Origin of the sequence: Rhodopseudomonas sp. BR0M22, from assembly GCF_010907035.1 — a bacterium.
Lineage (GTDB): Bacteria > Pseudomonadota > Alphaproteobacteria > Rhizobiales > Xanthobacteraceae > Rhodopseudomonas.
The window spans coordinates 61953-81089 of the sequence record NZ_QUMK01000017.1 but is presented as its reverse complement, the minus strand read 5'-3'; the positions used below and the strand labels follow the sequence as shown (position 1 = coordinate 81089).

The following is a 19137-nucleotide window of genomic DNA, read 5'->3' as shown; positions in this document are numbered from 1 at the left end:
CCCGCCTTGGCGGATGGACCGGCTACTACGGCAAGCCAGGCCCCATCGTGATCCTCCACGGCCTCCAATCCCTCAGAGCCATGCTCGCAGGCTGGAAGCTAAGGCCAGATGTGTGAATCTCGTAGGGCTCTGCTGGGTCAGCGCGACGAAGGCGCCGGTCCGCCATGCCAACGTCGAGGTGGCTTTGATCGCGGTCGCGGTCGCCGGATAGGAGCGCTGGCGAAACGCCGCCACGCAGCACAGATCGCCCGGCCGCATGATCCGCAGCGTGATCTGCTCGCCCTCGCTGTTGAGCTGGGTGACGCGGACCAGGCCGCTGACGATCTGAAACAGATACTCCGGCACGTCGCCCTGGTGAAACAGCGCCTGCCCGGCCGGAAATTGCCGCAGGCTCGACGCGTCGAGCAGACGCGACGTCTCCGCCGGCGGCAATTGCGAGAACAGCGCGCTGCGTGTGGCGGCGGCGCGTAGGACACCCTTTTCCATCATCGACCTTGCGACCCTGCGGCGTTTATCAGCGGGCGTTTCCTACGGCGCCTTCCTATCAGCGGCGCTGGCCGCTGTGGTTTTGAAGGCCTCTAATCGGCCCGTGAATAATTGTCACAGTCGCGAGCTTTTCTAGGGGGCCGCCGCGCCCGCGGCCGACGTTGTTTGCTCGAAAGCAAAAAGCCGCGGCGAGGCGCTCGCTATGGTCGGCGCCGATCGAGAAAGCCCGATTGCCATCGAGATCAGAACCGAAAGGTCGTGATCGCGGTCGCTGACGCGGGCCTGCGCCGGCTGTCGCGGCCCGCAAGGGCGCGACCTTTCATTCGCAAGGACGGCGAGCCATCGCCGCGCCGCACGCCGAGAAGGCGGGCGATGATCGAATGGACGGGATCGAACAATGAGAGCGGATGCGCATCCGGACACACGCAGCCTGATCGGCAAGACGCTTGCGGCGGCACCACGCCGGCCGCTGCGCACCATCACGCTGGCGGCCCTGCTGACCTCGAGCAGCCAGCTCTGCTTTGCCCAATCGGCAGCGCCCGGCGCCACCATCACGCTCGACACCATCGTGGTCGAGCAGCGGCGCGAAACGGTCCGCGCGCCGGCGCGGCCGCGCTCCGTGGTGCGCCGCGCTGCTCCTGCCGCGACACCGAGCGCTGCGCCGGCAGCTTCCGCCGTTCAGACGGTGGACCTGGTGCGCGAGCGCTTCAACGTGCTGGCCGGCGGCGTCGCGCTGGTGTCGCAGAAGGACATGCAGAACGCGGGCAACCCGACGCTCGCCAACACGCTGTCCGGGGTGCCCGGGCTGATTATCCAGAATTTCCTCGGCGCCAACGACCAGCCGCGGATTCAGATGCGCGGTTCGGCGCAGCAGAACCCGGCCGAACGCGGCGTGCTGGTGCTGTATAACGGCCTGCCGATCAACCGTGCCGATGGCTCCTACATCGTCGGCTTCGCCAATCCGCGGCAGGCCGAAGCGATCGAGGTGTATCGCGGCTACATGGCCAACCGGCTCGGCGCCACGGTGCTGAGCGGCGCGATCAACTTCATCTCGCCGACCGGATCGAGCCAGCCCGGCGTGCAGATGTCGGTGAGCGGCGGCAGCTTCGGCCAGATCAACAGCAGCGCCCAGATCGGCACCAAGAAAGACAACGTCGACGCCTTCCTGCAGTTCGACACCACCCGGCGCGACGGCTTCCGCGACTACAATGCGTCGGACCGCACCAGCCTCAACGCCAATGTCGGCATCGCGCTGTCGGAGAACGTCAAGACCCGGTTCTTCCTGGGCTACACCGACCTCGGATTCGACGTCGCCGGTCCGATCAACAAGGACGCGCTGTACGCCAATCCGCGGCAGACGGCGACCGGACCGACCGTGGTGAACGGCGTCGCGATCAATCCGGGGCCGAACGCCGTGCGCGACAAGCCGCGGCGCGACGCCAGCCAGTTCATGATCGGCAACCGCACCACCGCGACGTTCGATGCCCATCTGATCGACATCGCGCTCGGCTACACTTACACCGACGACACCTTCCGGTTTCCGATCTCTTCGGGGGTGCGCGCCACCAAGGGCGGCGACTTCACCGGCCTGGTGCGCTACGCCTACAACCCGGCGGACGCGCTGCTGCCGTTGTTCGAAACCACCGCGCAGTACAGCGTCGGCTCGGCGGATCGCGACTACTATCTCAACCAGAGCGGCATGACCGGCGCGCAGTTCGGCAGCAACCGGCTCGACGCACAGACGCTGTCATTGTTCGCCGGCGCCAATGTGCCGGTGTGGCAGCAATGGACGGTGTCACCGGCGATCTCATATGCCTATGCGACGCGGGACAACGACGACCGCTACACCGCCGCGACGCGGCCGACCATCGCGTACAATCCGGCCAAGCCGAATGTGCTGCTGCCGAACGGATCGGTGCCGACCCAGACCAACAGCTACGCGCGCTCCTACTCGGGCTGGAATCCGAGCCTGGCGCTGTCGTATCGGCCCGACGCGACGCAGACCTTCTTCGTCGCCGGCAGCCACAGCTTCGAGCCGCCGACCCATGACGACCTGATCGCCACCATCAACGGCACGCCGAATTCCAGCCCCGGCCGCCCGACGCCGCCCAATCCCAATCTGGTTGCGGCGGCGTTCGCGACGCCGAACCTGTCGGCGCAGACCGCCGTGACGGTGGAAGGCGGCTGGCGCGGCCGGGCCGACCGGTTCTCCTGGGACGTCGTCACCTACTACTCGTGGGTCGACAACGAGCTGCTCAACCTGCGCGACGTCACCGGCGCCTCGATCGGCGCGATCAATGCCGACCGCACCACGCATTTCGGCATCGAGCTCGGCGCCGGCATGAAGTTCACCGACAGGCTCTCCGGCCGGCTCGCCTACACCTATCAGGATTTCCGCTTCGTCAACGATCCGCTACGCGGCAACAACAAGCTCGGCGGCGCGGTGCCGCATCTGATCTACGCGCAGCTGCAGCTGCAGGCGACCGACGCCTGGATGGTGCAGGGCGCGGTGCGCTGGAGCCCGGCCGAGGTGCCGGTCGACAACATGAATACGCTGTATGCCGATCCCTACGCGGTGGTGGATCTGCGCAGCGAATACCGGATCAACAAGACATTCCGGGTGTTCGGCGAGATCACCAATTTGTTCAACAAGACCTATGCGGCCACTTCGCTGGTGGTGGATCAGGCGCGCCCCGATCAGGCGGCCTTCCTGCCTGGCGACGGCCGCGGCTTCTACGCCGGCATCAAGGCGTCGTTCTGATCAACCAGCAAGGATACGATATGACCAAACGCCTTCTTCTGGCGGCCATCGCGGCCGCCTTGCTTGCCGCGCCGGCGATCGCCGCCGACTCGATCAGCCTTTCGCACTTCCTGGAGCAATGGGACGGCAACAATGACGGCGTCGTCACGCTGGCCGAGATCAAGCAGGGACGCGAGCAGCGGTTCTATGCGTTCGACGCCAATGCCGACGGCTATCTCGATCGCGACGAATATGCACGCTTCGACAAGGTGCGCGATGCCGGCATCGCGCGGTTCTCTGCCGAAGAGCAGGTCAAGATTCGGCAGATCGCCGATGGCCTGACGCTGCCGCGCAACGACACTGACGGCGACGGCCGGGTGTCGCGCGCCGAATTCATCGACGGCAGCGCGGCGTGGATGAAAGCGATCGACAAGGACGGCGACGGGCAGCTGACCTCCCGCGACTTCCCGGACTAGCGATCCGCTCAAGCTGCGATGACGGAAGGCATCGGCATTAGGCAATTGCCGCCCTAATGTTGGGCATGTATCGCGCAAGTCGATAAGCTCAGCTTTCGGTCGCGATAAGATGCGGCACTCGGCGCAAAAAAAGAGCTGCGCACGTTGATGCGCAGCTCCGTCGGCGAGTGGACCTGAGCTGTTGGTTACTGCAGTCCGATCGTGGTCAGATCCTGGAACCAGTGCTGCGCCTGGACGAAGCTCTTCACCTTCGGCGACAGCGCATGCGGATTGGTGTCGTGCACCACCCACACCAGCGCAGCATCGTCGACGATCAGCGAATGCGCCTGCGCCAGCAGTTCGTCCTGCTTCTTCGGATCGAACGTGGTCTTGGCCTCGTCGATCAGCGCGTCGACCTTCGGATTCTTGTAGCCGCCCCAGTTGACGCCGACCGGCGCCACCTGCCCGGAGTGGAAGAACCGCACGATCGCATACAGCGGATCGGAGGTGACGTAGGCGACGTTGTTGGCGGTGATGCCGGCATTGGATTCGTCGGCCGCCCCCTTGCGCCACGCGGTGTACAGCACCTCGAGCTCGACCACCTTGAACTCGACGTCGATGCCGATCTCCTTGAAGCTCTGCTGCAGGAACTCGTTCATCGGCAGCGACAGCATCTGGCCGGTGCCGCCGTTGGCGATGATGAAGGTGGTCTTCAGCGGCTTCTCCGGCGAGTAGCCGGCTTCCTTCACCAGCTTCTTGGCTTCGGCCAGATCGTATTTGATCTTGAACGACGGATTGCCGAACCACGGGCTCGACGGATCGACCTGACCGACCGCAGGCTTGGCGAGGCCGTTCATCAGGCCGACCACCGCGTCGCGATCGATCGCGAGATTGAGCGCCTTGCGCAGGCGGACATCGGTCCAGGGTGAGCCGGGCAGCACGCTGAGGTGATAGTTCCAGACGTGCGGCGTGACGTTGTCGACGATCTTCATGCCGGCAGCCTTGAGCTGAGGCACCGCGTCGGGCGCCGGCGTCTCGATCAGATCGACCTGGCCGGCCAGCAATGCGTTGGTGCGGGTCAACGCTTCCGGCATCGGGATCAGCACCAGCTTGTCGGTCTTCGGCAGCCGCGACTTGTCCCAGTAGTCGTTGTTTTTCGTCAGCTCGGCGAGTTCGCGCGGCACCAGCTTGGTAAGCAGGAACGGACCGGTGCCGGACGGATTGGCGGCGAACTTGTCCCAATCCTTGCCGACCTTTTCATACTGCGCCGGGCTCGACACCAGGAACCACAGCATCTGATACGGAAAGAACGAGTCGACCGTCTTGGTGGTGATCTCGACGGTGGAATCGTCGATCTTGGCGTAGCTCTTCACCGACGGCAGCCGGGTCTTCACCTGCGCGCTTTGCCGCTTGTCGAATTGCGGCGCCTTGTCGTTGAGAACCTTATCGAGATTCCAGATCACCGCATCGGCGTTGAAGTCGCTGCCGTCGTGAAATTTCACGCCCTTGCGCAGCGTGAAGCGCCATTTGGTCTTGTCGGCATCGTCGACCTTCCACTCGGTCGCGAGCCCCGGCACCAGTTTGCCGGGCCGATCGCCGACGTTCATCTCCCACGCCACCAGCGGATCGTAGATCGTGTAGCCGGTGAACTGATACGCGCCGGCGCCGCGATCAGGCTGCCCCGTGGTCAGCGGAATATCGGCCATCGAGATGCCGTAACGCACCACGGTCTCCGCGCGCGCCGCGCCGATCGCACTCGCTGCGGCAAACAACACGCCCAGCACCCATGAACTCTTAAGCCGCACCATCAACTGATCTCCTCATGACGATGGGCGAACCGCTTGCAATGGGCGCGCCACGCCCGCCCCGCAGTTTTGCATTGCGGCTCTGCGCGAGTTTTCACAGTCGCTGACTCGGATGACGGATGCACGCGACGGCAGCCTGCCGCTTTGGCTGGCACATGCATTGCATTGACCAGCCTGCCAATTAGTCACTGCGAAGGGACTCTCGTCGAATGCGTAATTCTCGTCTTAACAACCGCCGCGCTGTACTGCTCGCTCTGTCGATGGCAAGCGTCTTCATGATGCCGTCGCTGGCGTCCGCCGAATCCGTGCTGCGCATCGGCATGACCGCCGCGGATATTCCGCGCACGCTGGGCCAACCCGATCAGGGCTTCGAAGGCAATCGCTTCACCGGACTGACGATGTATGACGGCCTGACGATGTGGGACCTGTCGTCGGCAACCAAAGCGAGTGTGGTCATCCCCGGCCTCGCCACCGAGTGGAAGGTGAAGGACGATGATCACACAAAGTGGATTTTCAAGCTGCGGCCCGGCGTGAAGTTTCACGACGGCAGCGACTTCAACGCCGACGCGGTGGTGTGGAACGTCGACAAGGTGCTCAACAAAGAAGCACCTCAATACGACCCCAGCCAGATCGGCGTGACCGCATCGCGGATGCCGACGCTGGTGTCGGCCAAGAAGATCGATGACCTGACGGTCGAGCTGACCACCAAGGAGCCCGACAGCTTCCTGCCGATCAACCTCACCAACCTGTTCATGGCGAGCCCGACCAAGTGGCAGGCGCTGTACGACAAGGCCGAGGGCGCCGACGCCAAGGCGAAGTCGACCGCCGCCTGGGCCGCGTTCGCCAAGGACGCGTCGGGCACCGGCCCGTGGAAGATGGCGAAATTCACCCCGCGCGAACGGCTTGAGCTCACCAAGAACGACGGTTACTGGGACAAGAACCGCATCCCGCACGTCGACCGCATGGTGCTGCTGCCGATGCCGGAAGCCAATGCCCGGACTGCAGCACTCCTCTCCGGTCAGGTCGATTGGATCGAAGCGCCCGCGCCGGATGCGGTGAAGGAGATCGAAGGCCGCGGCTTCAAGATCGAGAAGAACGAACAGCCGCACGTCTGGCCGTGGCAGTTCTCGCGGATCGAAGGCTCGCCGTGGAACGACATCCGCGTCCGCCGCGCCGCCAATCTGTGTATCGACCGCGAAGGCATGCGCGACGGGCTGCTGTCGGGCCTGATGGTGCCGGCGACCGGCACGTTCGAGCCGGGGCACCCCTGGCGCGGCAAGCCGCAGTTCCAGATCAAGTACGATCTGCCCGCGGCGCAGAAGCTGATGAAGGAAGCCGGCTACGGCCCGACCAAGAAACTCACCGTCAAGGTGCAGACCTCGGCGTCCGGCTCGGGCCAGATGCTGCCGCTGCCGATGAACGAGTATCTGCAGCAGGCGCTGGCGGAGTGTTACTTCGACGTCAAGCTCGACGTGATCGAGTGGAACACGCTGTTCACCAATTGGCGCCGCGGCGTCAAGGATCCGTCGGCCAACGGCTCGGATGCGATCAACGTCACCTACGCGGCGATGGATCCGTTCTTCGCGCTGGTGCGCTTCCTGCAGTCGTCGATGGCGCCGCCGGTGTCGAACAATTGGGGTTACATCAACAACCCGAAGTTCGACGAGCTGGTGAAGAAGGCGCGCACCACCTTCGACGACAAGGAGCGTGACGAAGTGCTCGCCGAGCTCAACGCCGCCTCGATCGACGACGCCGCGTTCCTCTACGTCGCCCACGACGTCGGCCCGCGCGCGCTCAGCCCGAAGATCAAGGGCTTCGTCCAACCGAAGAGCTGGTTCGTCGACTTCTCCCCGGTGTCGATCGCGCCGTAAGAGGCACTGCTGAAACCCCACCCCGTCATTGCGAGGAGCGAAGCGACGAAGCAATCCAGCCCAGTGCACTGATCACTGGATTGCTTCGCTGCGCTTGCAATGACGGGGGAGACGTCTCGATCCGACTGACCGCATCCTCGTTCGAGTGAGAGTCCCGTGCTCGCCTATATCGCCCGCCGCATCGTCTATGTCGTTCCGATCGTCCTCAGCGTCGCGCTGGTGTGCTTCATGCTGGTGCACATCACGCCCGGTGATCCGCTGGTTGCGGTGCTGCCGGCGGACGCATCGCAGGAGCTCGCGGCGCAGCTCCGCGCTGCCTACGGCTTCGACCGTCCGCTGCCGGTGCAGTTCGGGCTGTGGCTGTGGAAGGCACTGCACGGCGATCTCGGCACGTCGATCGCCACCGGGCGCCCGGTGCTGGCCGAGGTGATGCGTGCGGTCAGCAACACCGTGACGCTGGCAATCGCCGCGGCGATCATCGGATTTTCGTTCGGCCTGCTGTTCGGCCTGATCGCCGGTTACTTCCGTGACACCTGGATCGACAAGATGGCCACCGGCATCGCCATCGCCGGCGTCTCGGTGCCGCACTATTGGCTCGGCATGGTGCTGGTGATCGTGTTCTCGGTGCAGCTCAACTGGCTGCCCGCGGTCGGCGCCGGCCCCGGCGGCTCCGGGCAATGGGCCTGGGACTGGGCCCATATCCGCTTCCTGATCCTGCCGGCGATCACCACCTCGGTGATTCCAATGGGCATCGTCACCCGCACGGTACGTGCGCTGACCGGCGATATCCTGTCGCAGGATTTCGTCGAAGCGCTGCGCGCCAAGGGGCTGCGCGAGACCGGCGTGTTCGGTCACGTCATCAAGAATGCGGCGCCGACCGCGCTCGCCGTGATGGGCCTTCAGCTCGGCTACATGCTCGGCGGCTCGATCCTGGTCGAGACCGTGTTTTCCTGGCCGGGCTCCGGCCTGCTGCTCAACTCGGCGATCTTCCAGCGCGACCTGCCGCTGCTGCAGGGCACGATCCTGGTGCTGGCGCTGTTCTTCGTGCTGCTCAATCTCTCGGTCGACATCGCCCAGGCGCTGATCGATCCGCGGATCAAGCGGGCCTGATGTCATGGGAGCACCGACGATGAGTTTGACCGCTTCCGACGCCGCGCCGCAGACCGCCCCCGCCGGCAAAGCCCGCGGCTATTGGGCCAATGTCGGCCGGCGTCTGATCCGCGACAAGATCGCGGTGGCCTGCGGCATCATCCTGCTGCTGATCGTGCTGGCGGCCGTGTTCGCACCTTGGCTGCATCTCGCCGACCCGTATCAGGGCTCGATGATCCGAAGGCTGAAGCCGATCGGCACAGCCAACTATCCGCTCGGCAGCGACGAACTCGGCCGCGACATGCTGGCCCGGCTGATCTATGGCGGCCGGCTGTCGCTGTTCATCGGCGTGCTGCCGGTGATCTTCGCCTTCATGATCGGCACCTCGCTCGGCCTCGTCGCCGGCTATGTCGGCGGCAAGGTCAACACCGCGATCATGCGGACGATCGACGTGTTCTACGCCTTCCCCTCGGTGCTGCTGGCGATCGCGATCTCCGGCGCGCTCGGCGCCGGCATCACCAACTCGATCGTGTCGCTGACCGTGGTGTTCGTGCCGCAGATCACCCGCGTCGCCGAAAGCGTCACCACCAGCGTCCGCAACATGGACTTCGTCGAGGCCGCGCGCGCCTCCGGCGCCGGCGCCTTCACCATCATGCGGGTGCACATGCTCGGCAACGTGCTCGGACCAATCTTCGTCTACGCCACCGGCCTGATCTCGGTGTCGATGATCCTGGCCGCCGGCCTGTCGTTTCTCGGCCTCGGCACCAAGCCGCCGGAGCCGGAATGGGGCCTGATGCTGAACACGCTGCGCACTGCGATCTACGTCAACCCCTGGGTGGCGGCGCTGCCCGGCGTGATGATCTTCGCGGTGTCGATCTGCTTCAACCTGCTGAGCGACTCGATGCGCAGCGCCATGGACATCAGGAACTGAGGCGATGAGCAAAGCCGTTTCCGCAATCGCAGAAGTCGAAAAGTTTGAGCCGATCGAAGACATCGGCGGCGCTGCCCAGCCGCTGCTGCACGTCAACGGTCTCACCAAGCATTTCCCGGTGCGCGGCACCGGACTGTTCGGCGGCGCCAAGACGGTGCGGGCGGTCGACGACGTCAGCTTCTCGATCGCCAAGGGCGAGACGCTCGGCATCGTCGGCGAATCCGGCTGCGGCAAGTCGACTACCGCGCGGCTGCTGATGCACCTGATGCCGACGACCGCAGGCGAGATCATCTTCGACGCCCGGCAGGTCGGGCGCGAACTCAGCCTACGCGAGCTGCGCCGCGGCATGCAGATGGTGTTTCAGGACAGCTACGCGTCGCTCAATCCGCGCCTGACGATCGAAGAGTCGATCGCGTTCGGTCCCAAGGTTCACGGCATGAGCGACGCCAGCGCCCGTGCGCTGGCGCGCGAACTGCTCGGCAAGGTCGGGCTGCGGCCCGAAAACTTCGCCCACCGCTATCCGCACGAAGTCTCCGGCGGCCAGCGCCAGCGCGTCAATATCGCGCGTGCTCTGGCGCTGTCACCGCGTTTGGTGATTCTGGACGAGTCGGTGTCCGCGCTCGACAAATCGGTCGAGGCGCAGGTGCTGAATCTGCTCGCCGACCTGAAGCGTGAATTCGGCCTCACCTATCTGTTCATCAGCCACGATCTCAACGTGGTGCGCTACATCTCCGACCGTGTACTGGTGATGTATCTCGGCGAAGTCGTCGAACTCGGTCCGGTCGATGACGTGTGGGATCAGCCGGCGCATCCCTATACGCGGGCGCTGCTGGCGGCGATGCCGTCGTCCGATCCCGATCGCCGCACCGAGGTCCCGCCGATCACCGGCGATCCGCCGAACCCGATCGATCCGCCGGCCGGCTGCCGATTTCATCCGCGCTGTCCGTTCGCCGAGGCGCTATGCTCGCAGGCCAAACCGAAGCTGTCGCCGATCGGCGACAGCGGCCATCAGGCCGCGTGCTTCATGGCGATCCCCGGCTCCGGCCACAGCCGCGCCCCGTAAGGAGAAATCAGCAGTGATCAAGCCAGATCCCGCAACCATCAAGGCCATGGCGGAGATCGCCGGGCTTCCGGTCGACGACGACGTCGCGAAGCGAATCGCCAATTCGATCGGCCCGGCCTTCGAAGGGTTCACGCCGGTCGCGGGCAAATTGCCGTTCGACCTCGAGCCTTCGACCTACGTCGTCGCGCAGAACGAGGCTGCACGATGAGCCTGAGCAATCCGGCATTGCTGACGCTGACCGAAGTCGCCGAAGCCATCGCGTCCAAGAAGCTGTCCTCCCGCGAGGTCACCGAGGCCTGCCTCGATCGCATCGCCCTGGCGCAGCCGAAGCTGAACGCCTTCATGGCGATCGAGCCGGACAGCGCGCTCGCCGCAGCGAACGCAGCCGACGCCGCACTCGCGAAGGGTGAACGCAAAGGACCGCTGCACGGCGTGCCGCTGGCCCACAAGGACATGTACTACGAGACCGGCTTCGTGGTGACCTGCGGCTCGAAGATCCGCCGCCACTTCGCCGCGACCACCACCTCGACCGCCCTGCAGCGTCTGAAGGACGCCGGCCAGGTGCGGCTCGGCTCCCTGCAGATGTCGGAGTTCGCCTATGGCCCGACCGGACACAACGCGCATTACGGCGCGGTGCGCAATCCGTGGGGCCTCGATCACATCACCGGCGGCTCGTCATCGGGCTCCGGCTCGGCGGTCGCGGCGCGTCTGACCTTTGCGGCGCTCGGCTCCGACACCGGCGGCTCGATCCGGATGCCGGCGCATTTCTGCGGCGTCACCGGGCTGAAGACCACGGTGGGACTGGTCAGCCGCGCCGGCGCAATGCCGCTGTCGCACTCGCTCGACACCGTCGGCCCGCTGGCGCGCACCGCCGAAGACTGTGCGCTGATCACCGGCCTGATGGCCGGCGCCGATCCGGCCGACCTGACCGTCTCGCACCGCCCGGTGCCGGACTATCTGGCCGCCACCAAGGGATCATTGCAGGGCGTCAGCATCGGCATTCCCAAGACGTTCTATGTCGACGATCTCGACCCCGAGGTCGCGCGCGTGCTCGACGACACCAAGGCGGCGCTGGTGCGCGAAGGCGTGCGCGTCGTCGAAGTCGAACTGCCGGATCAGCGCCAGCTCAGCGCCGCCGCACAGCTCGTGCTCGCGGTCGAAGCCGCCGGCTTCCATGGCAAATGGATGCGCGAACGTCCGCAGGACTACGGCCCGCAGGTGCTGATGCGGCTGCAGAACGCGCTGGCGATTCCGGCCGTCACTTATCTGGAAGCGATGCGCTGGCGCGGCGTCGCTCTCGCGGAGTTCGCCGCGGCGGTGGCCGGCGTCGATGCGGTGCTGGCGCCGGTGTCGCCGGTGCCTGCGCCGACGATCGCCGAGAGCGACGTCGGCAACAGCCTGAACGCCGAGGCCGTGATCCAGCGGCTGACCCGCTTCACCCGGCCGATCAACTATCTCGGCCTGCCGTCGCTGGCGCTGCCCTGCGGCTTCTCGAAAGCCGGCCTGCCGATCGGGCTGCAACTGATCGGCCGCCCGTTCGACGAGGCGGTGCTGCTGCGGATCGGCGCAGGCTGGCAGCGCGCCACCGATTTCCATCGACAATGTCCGGAGCTGTAGATGAGCAATCTGGTCGACATCCGCGATCTCAACGTCCGCTTCACCGGCGAGCGGACGGTCTACGCCATCAATGATCTCAACCTGTCGCTCGGCCAGGGCGAGGTGCTCGGCCTGCTCGGCGAATCCGGCTCGGGCAAGAGCGTGACGCTGCGCGCCCTGATGCGGCTGCTGCCAAAGAAGCGCACCGCGATCACCGGCAGCATCCGGGTCGCCGGACAGGACGTGCTGGCGCTCGACGACGAGGCGCTGTCGACGTTCCGCGGCCAGACCGTGTCGATGATCTTCCAGGAGCCGGCGCTGGCGCTCGATCCGGTCTACACCATCGGCGATCAGATCGCCGAGTCGGTGATGCGTCACGAGGGCAAGAGCAAGCGCGAGGCGATGGCGCGCGCGCTGGAGATGCTCGAAGTGGTCCGCATCCCGTCGGCGAAGCGGCGGCTCGACGCCTATCCGCACGAGATGAGCGGCGGCATGCGGCAGCGCGCGATGATCGCGCTGGCACTCGCCTGCAAGCCGAAGATTTTGCTCGCCGACGAGCCGACCACGGCGCTCGACGCCACCGTGCAGATCCAGATCCTGCTGCTGCTGCGCGAACTGCAGCGCGAGTTCGGCATGTCGGTGATCTTCGTCACCCACGACATCGGCGTGGCGATCGAGATCTGCGACCGCGTCGCCGTGATGTATGCGGGACAGACCATCGAGCAGGGCTCGCTGCGCGACATCGTCCGCGAGCCGCAGCATCCTTACGCGCAGGGCCTGCTCGCCTCGACCGTGCACGGCGCCAAGCGCGGCGCGCGGCTGGAGACGATTCCCGGCGCGCCGCCGTCGCTCGACGCCAAGCCGGTCGCCTGCTCGTTCGCACCGCGTTGCGCCCATGCGCAGCCGCGCTGCTCAGCCGGCCTGCCGCCCGAAGTCGCACTCGGCCCGGACCGGATGGCGCGCTGCATCCTGGCCGAGCCGGCCGCGGCGGTCGGCTGAGGACGCGGCCGGCCCTTCGATCCGTCAGATATGCGCCGCGAGGTCGGCCAGGTCTTCGATCAGCACGCCGGTTTGCGCCAGCATGGTTTCGACCTGCGCCACCGCTTCGCCGACAGACAGACCGGCGGTGTCGAGCACCAGTTCGCTCGCGATCGGCGGCTGATAGTCGTTGCCGATTCCGGTGAAATTCTGCAGGCCGCCGGCGCGCGCCTTGGCGTAGTGCCCCTTGGGGTCGCGCTGTTCGCAGACATCGGCCGAGGTCGCGACGTGAATCTCGCGGAAGCGATCACCGGCGATGCGCCGCGCCGCGGCGCGGTCGGCGAGCGCGGGCGATACTGCCGCCACGATCGCAACGTGGCCGTTGGCGGCCAGATGCGCCGCAATCTCGGCGAGGCGGCGGATGTTCTCCGCCCGGTCCGCCGGCGAAAAGCCGAGGTCGCTGTTCAGCCCGGCGCGCAGCGTGTCGCCGTCGAGCAGGATCGGCGAGCCACCCCGATCGAACAGCCGCCGCTCCAGCGCACGCGCCAGCGTCGACTTGCCCGAGCCCGGCAGCCCGGTGAACCAGAGCACCGCGCCCTCGTGGCGGTAGCGCACGGCGCGCTCGCCCGGCTGCAGCGCCGACTCGACCGGCACGATATCGGCGGTGGCGGCACGCTGGCCGCTGTCGACGCTGAGCACCAAGCCGCCGCCGGCGATCCGGCCGTTGATTTCGATCACCAGCCGCCCGGTGCGGGGATTATCGTCCGCCGGATCGGCCGCCACCGGCTGCGACAGCGACAGGTCGATTTCGCCGACATGGTTCCGCTTGATCTCGGTCGCTGCCTCGCTGGCGAGATCGCCGGGGTCGACCGCCTTCTCGATCGCCACCACATTGGCGCGAGTCTCGCGGGTGCCGAGCCGCACCAGCACCGAAGCGCCAGCGGTGAGCGGCTGATCGTGCAGCCAGAAAATCCGCGCGCGCAGCCGGCGGGTGTCGCGCGGCGCGGTGCCGGCATGTCCGATCACGTCGCCGCGTTCGACGAACAGCTCGCGGTCGAGCGTGATGCCGACCGAACGGCCGGCGCCGAACGAACCTGCGAGCGGCGTCACCGGCCAGCCTTCGACGGTCTTGATCCTGGCGATCTTGCCGGCCGGCATGATGACGATGTCGTCACCCGCCTGCAGATATCCGGACTCGATGCGCCCGGCGACGATGCGGCGATCGTCGAATTTGTAGATCGCCTGCACGGCGAGCCGCAGCGGCAGCGCGTCGAGCGGCGGCGCCGGCGTCAAACCGTCGAGCGCTTCGACCACGGTCGGGCCGAGATACCAGGCGATGTTCTCGGTGCGGGCGGCGACGCCGTCGCCCTCGCGTGCCGAGATCGGAATCACGGCGGTCGGCGTCACACCGAGCGAGGTCAGATGCGCGGTGATCTCGGCGCTGATATCGTTGAAGCGCGTCGCCGAGAACTCGACGCGGTCCATCTTGTTGACCACGACGGCGACCTGCTTGATGCCGAGCAGCTGGAGCAGATAGCCGTGCCGCCGGGTCTGATCGCGCACGCCCTCGAGCGCGTCGATGATCAGCACCGCACCGTCGGCCTGCGAAGCACCGGTGATCATATTGCGCAGGAATTCGGCGTGGCCGGGCGCGTCGATCAGCACGATGTCGCGCGCGTGGGTGCGGAAGCGGATCTGGGTGGTATCGATGGTGATGCCCTGGTCGCGCTCGGTCTGCAGCGCATCGAGCAGGAACGACCACTCGAACGGCATGCCGCGGCGGGCGCTGACCGCCTTCAGCATCTCCAGCTTGCCTTCGGGCAGCGAGCCGGTTTCATGCAGCAGGCGGCCGACCAGCGTCGACTTGCCGTGGTCGACATGGCCGACGATGACGATACGCACCAGCGGACGGACGGCGTCTGCGGCGAGCGAGGCGGGCGGAACAGCGATGGTCATGGCGTCACTCACGGGTGCGGATCACAGATAGCCGGCGACACGAAGCCGCTCGAATGCGTCTTCGGTTTCGTGGTCGAGCGCACGGCCGGCGCGCTCCGGTACCTTGGTGGTCTCGAGTTCGAGCAGGATCTCGTCGATCGAGGCGGCGTTCGATGCCACCGGGAAGGTGATGTCCTGGTCGCCGAGCGAGCGGTAGCGCTTGCCGTTTTGCGCCAGATACAGCGGAATGATCGGGATACCTTCGCGCTTGGTGTAGGCCCAGATGTCGGCCTCGGTCCAATGCAGGATCGGATGAATGCGCAGATGCGCGCCGGGCGGCGGCGAGGCGTTGAACTGATCCCAGAACTCCGGCGGCTGATCACGGACGTCCCATCCGCCCTCGGTGCCGCGCGGCGAGAACACCCGCTCCTTGGCGCGCGTGGCTTCTTCGTCGCGGCGGATGCCGGCGATCAGTCCGTCGAAGCCGTATTTGGCGAGCGCGAGCTTGAGGCCCTCAGTTTTGCGCGCAGCAGAGCGCGCGGCCGGCGGCAACGTCGGATCGACGCTGTCGATCGGCGGGCAGAAATCGACGCGGAGGTCGAGCTCCCACTCCTTCGCGTAATGTTCGCGGAAAGCGTACATTTCGGGGAATTTCTTCTGGGTATCGACGTGCAGCACCGGGAACGGCACCCGGCCGAAGAACGCCTTGCGCGCCAGCCAGATCATCACGTTGGAGTCCTTGCCGAGCGACCACAACAGCGCCAGCTTCTTCAACCGCGCGAACGCCTCACGCAAAATATAGACGCTCTGCGCCTCCAGCGCGTCGAGGTGATCCATCGCGCGGAGCTGATCCGCGAGCGGCGGCTCAGGTACCAAGCTCCGCTCAGGGACCGAAACCAGGGTGGCGGTTTCTCGCGCAGCGAGCGTCATGACAAGCTCCCGAATTGGCGGCCCCGATCATCACGGAGCCGGTCGTGTCTGCTCGCCGAAGCGACCGCCCGAAGCACGGGAGAACGGCCATCTCTGCAGCGCGCAAAACGGAGATGAAATTTCTATTTCGAATGCCGCAAATAGAAGAAATAATTTTCTCTCTGCAGCGCTTGTCAGATACATAGATAGAAAATATTTCTAGTCAATCCTTCTTCGTCGATCGCCCCATGCGGATCACGACGGAATGGACGTCGCGATAATCAGGACGCAGTGACCAATGAACGAGCTGGCGCAAACTCTTTCCTCCTCCGCTCCCGCCCCCTCCGGGGTGGAGGCGCGTGCGCAGACGCTCGACGCTGCGCTACGGACCGCCTCGCCAGCCGAGGTCGTCGCTACGGCGCTACGCGAGATCGGCCGCGACAGACTCGCGGCGGTGTCATCGTTCGGCACCGAGTCGGCCGCGCTGCTGAAAGTGATGGCCGATGTCGATCCGGCGATCCCGGTGATTTTTCTCGACACCGGCTGGCTGTTCGAAGAAACGCTCGCCTACCGCGATACACTTACCGAGCAGCTCGGCCTGCGCGACGTGCGCGCGATCAAGCCGCTCGACGCCGATCTCAATCGCGACGACGCGGCACGCGAGCTGTGGTTTTCCGATCCGGATAAATGCTGTCTGATCCGCAAGGTCGAACCGCTCAAGCGCGCGCTGGCACCGTTCGACGGCTGGATCAATGGCCGCAAGCGCTTTCAGGGCGGCGCGCGCGCCGACATTCCGGTGGTCGAAGCCGATGGCAAGCGGCTGAAATTCAATCCGCTCGCCAATGTCACATCGGCCGAGATCGCCGCGATCTACGCCACGGCGAAACTACCACCGCACCCGCTGCTCGCTTCGGGCTTCCTGTCGGTCGGTTGCATGCCGTGTACCAGCCGCGCGGAAGCCGGCGAAGATGCGCGTGCCGGGCGCTGGCGCGGCAGAAGCAAGACGGAATGCGGCATTCACACGATGAAGACTTCATAGGACATTGCGGTCGCAACGGCGCGAACATTGGAATGCCGTTTCGTTGACTTGACGCACGTTGTTCGTGACCTTCGCTTCTCCGCGCCGACGACCAAAACGTCGTCAAGCCCAATGGAGACTATCAATGCTTCGCCGTCTTCTTCCGATTGTCGCCGGCCTGCTGGTGGCGACCACCGCACACGCTGCTGACGTCTCACTGTTGAACGTCTCTTATGATCCGACACGCGAGCTGTACGCCGACCTCAACAAATCGTTCGCCGCCGATTATCAAAAGGAGACCGGCAATCGCATCACCATCAAGCAGTCGCACGGCGGCTCCGGCGCGCAAGCGCGCTCGGTAATCGATGGCCTGCAAGCCGATGTCGTCACGCTGGCGCTCGCTTACGACATCGACGCCATCGCCAACAAGGGACTGATCGCGAAGGACTGGCAGAAGCGGCTGCCCGAGAATTCCTCGCCCTACACGTCGACCATCGTGTTCCTGGTGCGCAAGGGCAATCCGAAGGCGATCAAGGACTGGGACGATCTGCTCAAGCCCGGCGTCAGCGTGATCACGCCGAACCCGAAAACCTCGGGCGGCGCGCGCTGGAACTACCTCGCGGCCTGGGGTTACGCGCTGAAGAAATCCGGCTCGCCGGAGGCGGCGCGCGACTTCGTCGCCAAACTCTACAAACAGGTTCCGGTGCTCGACACCGGCGCGCGCGGCTCGACCGTCACTTTCGTCGAACGCGGCGTGGGCGACGTGCTGCTCGCCTGGGAGAACGAAGCCTATCTCGCCGTGAAGGAATTCGGCGCCGACAAGTTCGAGATCGTCGCACCATCGGTATCGATCCTCGCCGAGCCGCCGGTCGCGGTCGTCGATACCGTCGTCGACAAGAAGGGCACTCGCGCCACCGCCGAGGCCTATCTGAAGTACCTGTATTCCAAGGACGGCCAGGAAATCGCCGCACGGAACTTCTACCGTCCGCGCGATCCGGAGGTATCCAAGAAGCACGAAGGCACGTTTGCAAAGGTTGATCTCTTCACGATCGACGACGTGTTCGGCGGCTGGACCAAGGCGCAGACCGAACACTTCGCAGACGGCGGCGTGTTCGATAAGATCTACAAGAACTGAGCGCGAGCAATCGCAGACCGGAGTGGTGGGTAAGATGCCTCGCACAGCTGACAGCGCGCTCCCTCTCCCCACGTTCGGGGAGAGGGTCGGAGTGATGAGGCGCCTCAACGAGTCCGAGTTCGCGTGTGCGATCGTCAGTGCTTCCACCTGTCATTGTGAGCCGACGGCGAAGCAATCCAGCTCCGTGCACAAGGCTGGATTGCTTGGTCGCTTCGCTCCTCGCAATGACGGCGATGGTGTGTTGACGCATGCCGATCTGCATGGACGCTTCACACAGGTGACGCCATGACCGCTGTTGCGCAACGGCGATCGTTGCCGGGATTCGGGCTCACCATGGGGCTGACGATCACCTGGCTGTCACTGATGATCCTGATCCCGCTGGCGGGGCTGTTCGTCAAAACCGCAGAGCTGAGCTTCGCCGAATTCTGGTCCACGGTGACGGCGCCCCGCACTCTGCATGCGCTGAAGATCTCGTTCGGCCTGGCCTTCGCCGCAGCCTGCGTCAATCTGATCGCGGGGCTGCTGATCGTCTGGGCGCTGGTGCGCTATCGGTTCCCGGGCCGCCGGATCTTCGATGCGATCGTCGACATCCCATTCGCGCTGCCGACCGCAGTGGCCGGCATCGCGCTGACCACGCTGTTCGCGCAGAAGGGCTGGCTCGGCGCGCCGCTGGCGGCGCTGGGTATCAAGGTGGCGTTCACACCGCTCGGCATTTTCCTGGCGATGATCTTCATCGGCATTCCGTTCGTGGTGCGCACCGTGCAGCCGGTGCTGCTCGATCTCGACACCGAACTCGAAGAAGCGGCCGAATGCCTCGGCGCCTCGCGCTGGCAGACGATCTGGCGCGTCATTCTTCCCTCACTGACGCCGGCGCTCCTCACCGGCTTCGCCCTCGCTTTCGCGCGCGCGGTCGGCGAATACGGCTCGGTGATCTTCATCGCCGGCAACCTGCCCAATGTTTCGGAGATCGCCCCCTTGCTGATCGTGATCCGGCTGTCGGAATTCCGTTATGCCGACGCTACCGCCATCGCGGTGGTGATGCTGGTATTCTCGTTCCTGATCATCTTCGTCCTCAACCGGATCCAGCACTGGGCGCAGTCCCGGTCGCTGGCCACGGCGTGACGCC

Annotated in this window: 16 protein-coding genes; 12 read left to right on the top strand and 4 right to left on the bottom strand. The window is 65.6% G+C overall.

The window, feature by feature from the left end; all coding sequences use genetic code 11:
- Window positions 1-72: 72 nt before the first annotated feature.
- Window positions 73-486 carry a Crp/Fnr family transcriptional regulator gene (locus DY468_RS07790; RefSeq protein WP_246700915.1) on the bottom strand — a complete coding sequence of 138 codons (414 nt, stop codon included), beginning with the start codon at window positions 484-486 and terminating at the stop codon, window positions 73-75.
- Between the two features lie 397 nt (window positions 487-883).
- Between DY468_RS07790 and DY468_RS07785 the strand changes: the two genes are divergently transcribed.
- Together DY468_RS07785 and DY468_RS07780 are read left to right on the top strand one after the other, a co-directional pair.
- The gene (locus DY468_RS07785) at window positions 884-3247 is read left to right on the top strand and encodes a TonB-dependent receptor family protein (RefSeq protein ID WP_164603950.1); all 2364 of its coding nucleotides are present in this window, start codon (window positions 884-886) and stop codon (window positions 3245-3247) included.
- Window positions 3248-3267: 20 nt separating this feature from the next.
- The gene (locus DY468_RS07780) at window positions 3268-3702 is read left to right on the top strand and encodes an EF-hand domain-containing protein (protein ID WP_164603949.1); all 435 of its coding nucleotides are present in this window, start codon (window positions 3268-3270) and stop codon (window positions 3700-3702) included.
- Between the two features lie 185 nt (window positions 3703-3887).
- Here the strand turns inward: DY468_RS07780 and DY468_RS07775 are convergent, their stop codons facing one another.
- Window positions 3888-5489, bottom strand: coding sequence for an ABC transporter substrate-binding protein (locus DY468_RS07775; RefSeq protein WP_164603947.1), 1602 nt, complete (start codon window positions 5487-5489; stop codon window positions 3888-3890).
- Between the two features lie 206 nt (window positions 5490-5695).
- On the opposite strand from DY468_RS07775, the gene DY468_RS07770 reads away from it, so the two are divergent.
- The 7 genes from DY468_RS07770 to DY468_RS07740 all read left to right on the top strand — a co-directional run bounded on the left by DY468_RS07770 (window position 5696) and on the right by DY468_RS07740 (window position 13035).
- The gene (locus DY468_RS07770; RefSeq protein ID WP_164603945.1) at window positions 5696-7357 is read left to right on the top strand and encodes an ABC transporter substrate-binding protein; all 1662 of its coding nucleotides are present in this window, start codon (window positions 5696-5698) and stop codon (window positions 7355-7357) included.
- A gap of 156 nt (window positions 7358-7513) precedes the next feature.
- A complete protein-coding gene (locus tag DY468_RS07765; RefSeq protein ID WP_164603943.1) occupies window positions 7514-8467 on the top strand; it encodes an ABC transporter permease in 954 nt (317 codons plus the stop codon).
- Between the two features lie 19 nt (window positions 8468-8486).
- Window positions 8487-9377, top strand: a complete 891-nt coding sequence (locus DY468_RS07760) for an ABC transporter permease (protein ID WP_164603942.1) — start codon at window positions 8487-8489, stop codon at window positions 9375-9377.
- Window positions 9378-9381: 4 nt separating this feature from the next.
- A complete protein-coding gene (locus DY468_RS07755; RefSeq protein WP_164603940.1) occupies window positions 9382-10440 on the top strand; it encodes an ABC transporter ATP-binding protein in 1059 nt (352 codons plus the stop codon).
- Between the two features lie 13 nt (window positions 10441-10453).
- Window positions 10454-10648 (top strand): hypothetical protein, encoded by a 195-nt coding sequence (locus tag DY468_RS07750; protein WP_164603938.1) that lies wholly within the window; start codon window positions 10454-10456, stop codon window positions 10646-10648.
- A complete protein-coding gene (locus tag DY468_RS07745) occupies window positions 10645-12057 on the top strand; it encodes an amidase (RefSeq protein ID WP_164603936.1) in 1413 nt (470 codons plus the stop codon). Before DY468_RS07750 ends, DY468_RS07745 begins: the two co-directional genes overlap by 4 nt.
- Window positions 12058-13035: an ABC transporter ATP-binding protein gene (locus tag DY468_RS07740; RefSeq protein ID WP_164603934.1), complete on the top strand. Its 978-nt coding sequence runs from the start codon at window positions 12058-12060 to the stop codon at window positions 13033-13035.
- A 24-nt stretch (window positions 13036-13059) separates the two neighbouring features.
- Here DY468_RS07740 and cysC read toward each other — a convergent pair whose 3' ends face one another.
- Both cysC and cysD read right to left on the bottom strand, forming a co-directional pair.
- Window positions 13060-14970: an adenylyl-sulfate kinase gene (gene cysC / locus DY468_RS07735; protein ID WP_164603932.1), complete on the bottom strand. Its 1911-nt coding sequence runs from the start codon at window positions 14968-14970 to the stop codon at window positions 13060-13062.
- Window positions 14971-14991: 21 nt separating this feature from the next.
- Window positions 14992-15879 carry a sulfate adenylyltransferase subunit CysD gene (gene cysD, locus DY468_RS07730; RefSeq protein WP_164603930.1) on the bottom strand — a complete coding sequence of 296 codons (888 nt, stop codon included), beginning with the start codon at window positions 15877-15879 and terminating at the stop codon, window positions 14992-14994.
- Between the two features lie 277 nt (window positions 15880-16156).
- On the opposite strand from cysD, the gene DY468_RS07725 reads away from it, so the two are divergent.
- The 3 genes from DY468_RS07725 to cysT all read left to right on the top strand — a co-directional run bounded on the left by DY468_RS07725 (window position 16157) and on the right by cysT (window position 19133).
- Window positions 16157-16897, top strand: a complete 741-nt coding sequence (locus DY468_RS07725; RefSeq protein WP_164603929.1) for a phosphoadenylyl-sulfate reductase — start codon at window positions 16157-16159, stop codon at window positions 16895-16897.
- 124 nt (window positions 16898-17021) lie between these two features.
- Entirely contained in the window at window positions 17022-18011 is a 990-nt protein-coding gene (locus DY468_RS07720; protein ID WP_164603928.1) for a sulfate ABC transporter substrate-binding protein, read from the top strand.
- 285 nt (window positions 18012-18296) lie between these two features.
- Window positions 18297-19133, top strand: coding sequence for a sulfate ABC transporter permease subunit CysT (gene cysT, locus DY468_RS07715; protein ID WP_164603927.1), 837 nt, complete (start codon window positions 18297-18299; stop codon window positions 19131-19133).
- Window positions 19134-19137 lie beyond the last annotated feature (4 nt).

Bases quoted from the DNA above. Each gene is read 5' to 3' on its own strand.
- DY468_RS07780 (WP_164603949.1), top strand. From the start codon at position 3,268: ATGACCAAACGCCTTCTTCTGGCGGCCATCGCGGCCGCCTTGCTTGCC.
- DY468_RS07760 (WP_164603942.1), top strand. From the start codon at position 8,487: ATGAGTTTGACCGCTTCCGACGCCGCGCCGCAGACCGCCCCCGCCGGC.
- cysT (WP_164603927.1), top strand. From the start codon at position 18,297: ATGACCGCTGTTGCGCAACGGCGATCGTTGCCGGGATTCGGGCTCACC.
- DY468_RS07725 (WP_164603929.1), top strand. From the start codon at position 16,157: ATGAACGAGCTGGCGCAAACTCTTTCCTCCTCCGCTCCCGCCCCCTCC.
- DY468_RS07785 (WP_164603950.1), top strand. From the start codon at position 884: ATGAGAGCGGATGCGCATCCGGACACACGCAGCCTGATCGGCAAGACG.
- DY468_RS07755 (WP_164603940.1), top strand. From the start codon at position 9,382: ATGAGCAAAGCCGTTTCCGCAATCGCAGAAGTCGAAAAGTTTGAGCCG.
- cysD (WP_164603930.1), bottom strand. From the start codon at position 15,879: ATGACGCTCGCTGCGCGAGAAACCGCCACCCTGGTTTCGGTCCCTGAG.
- DY468_RS07770 (WP_164603945.1), top strand. From the start codon at position 5,696: ATGCGTAATTCTCGTCTTAACAACCGCCGCGCTGTACTGCTCGCTCTG.
- DY468_RS07740 (WP_164603934.1), top strand. From the start codon at position 12,058: ATGAGCAATCTGGTCGACATCCGCGATCTCAACGTCCGCTTCACCGGC.
- DY468_RS07720 (WP_164603928.1), top strand. From the start codon at position 17,022: ATGCTTCGCCGTCTTCTTCCGATTGTCGCCGGCCTGCTGGTGGCGACC.
- cysC (WP_164603932.1), bottom strand. From the start codon at position 14,970: ATGACCATCGCTGTTCCGCCCGCCTCGCTCGCCGCAGACGCCGTCCGT.
- DY468_RS07745 (WP_164603936.1), top strand. From the start codon at position 10,645: ATGAGCCTGAGCAATCCGGCATTGCTGACGCTGACCGAAGTCGCCGAA.
- DY468_RS07790 (WP_246700915.1), bottom strand. From the start codon at position 486: ATGGAAAAGGGTGTCCTACGCGCCGCCGCCACACGCAGCGCGCTGTTC.
- DY468_RS07775 (WP_164603947.1), bottom strand. From the start codon at position 5,489: ATGGTGCGGCTTAAGAGTTCATGGGTGCTGGGCGTGTTGTTTGCCGCA.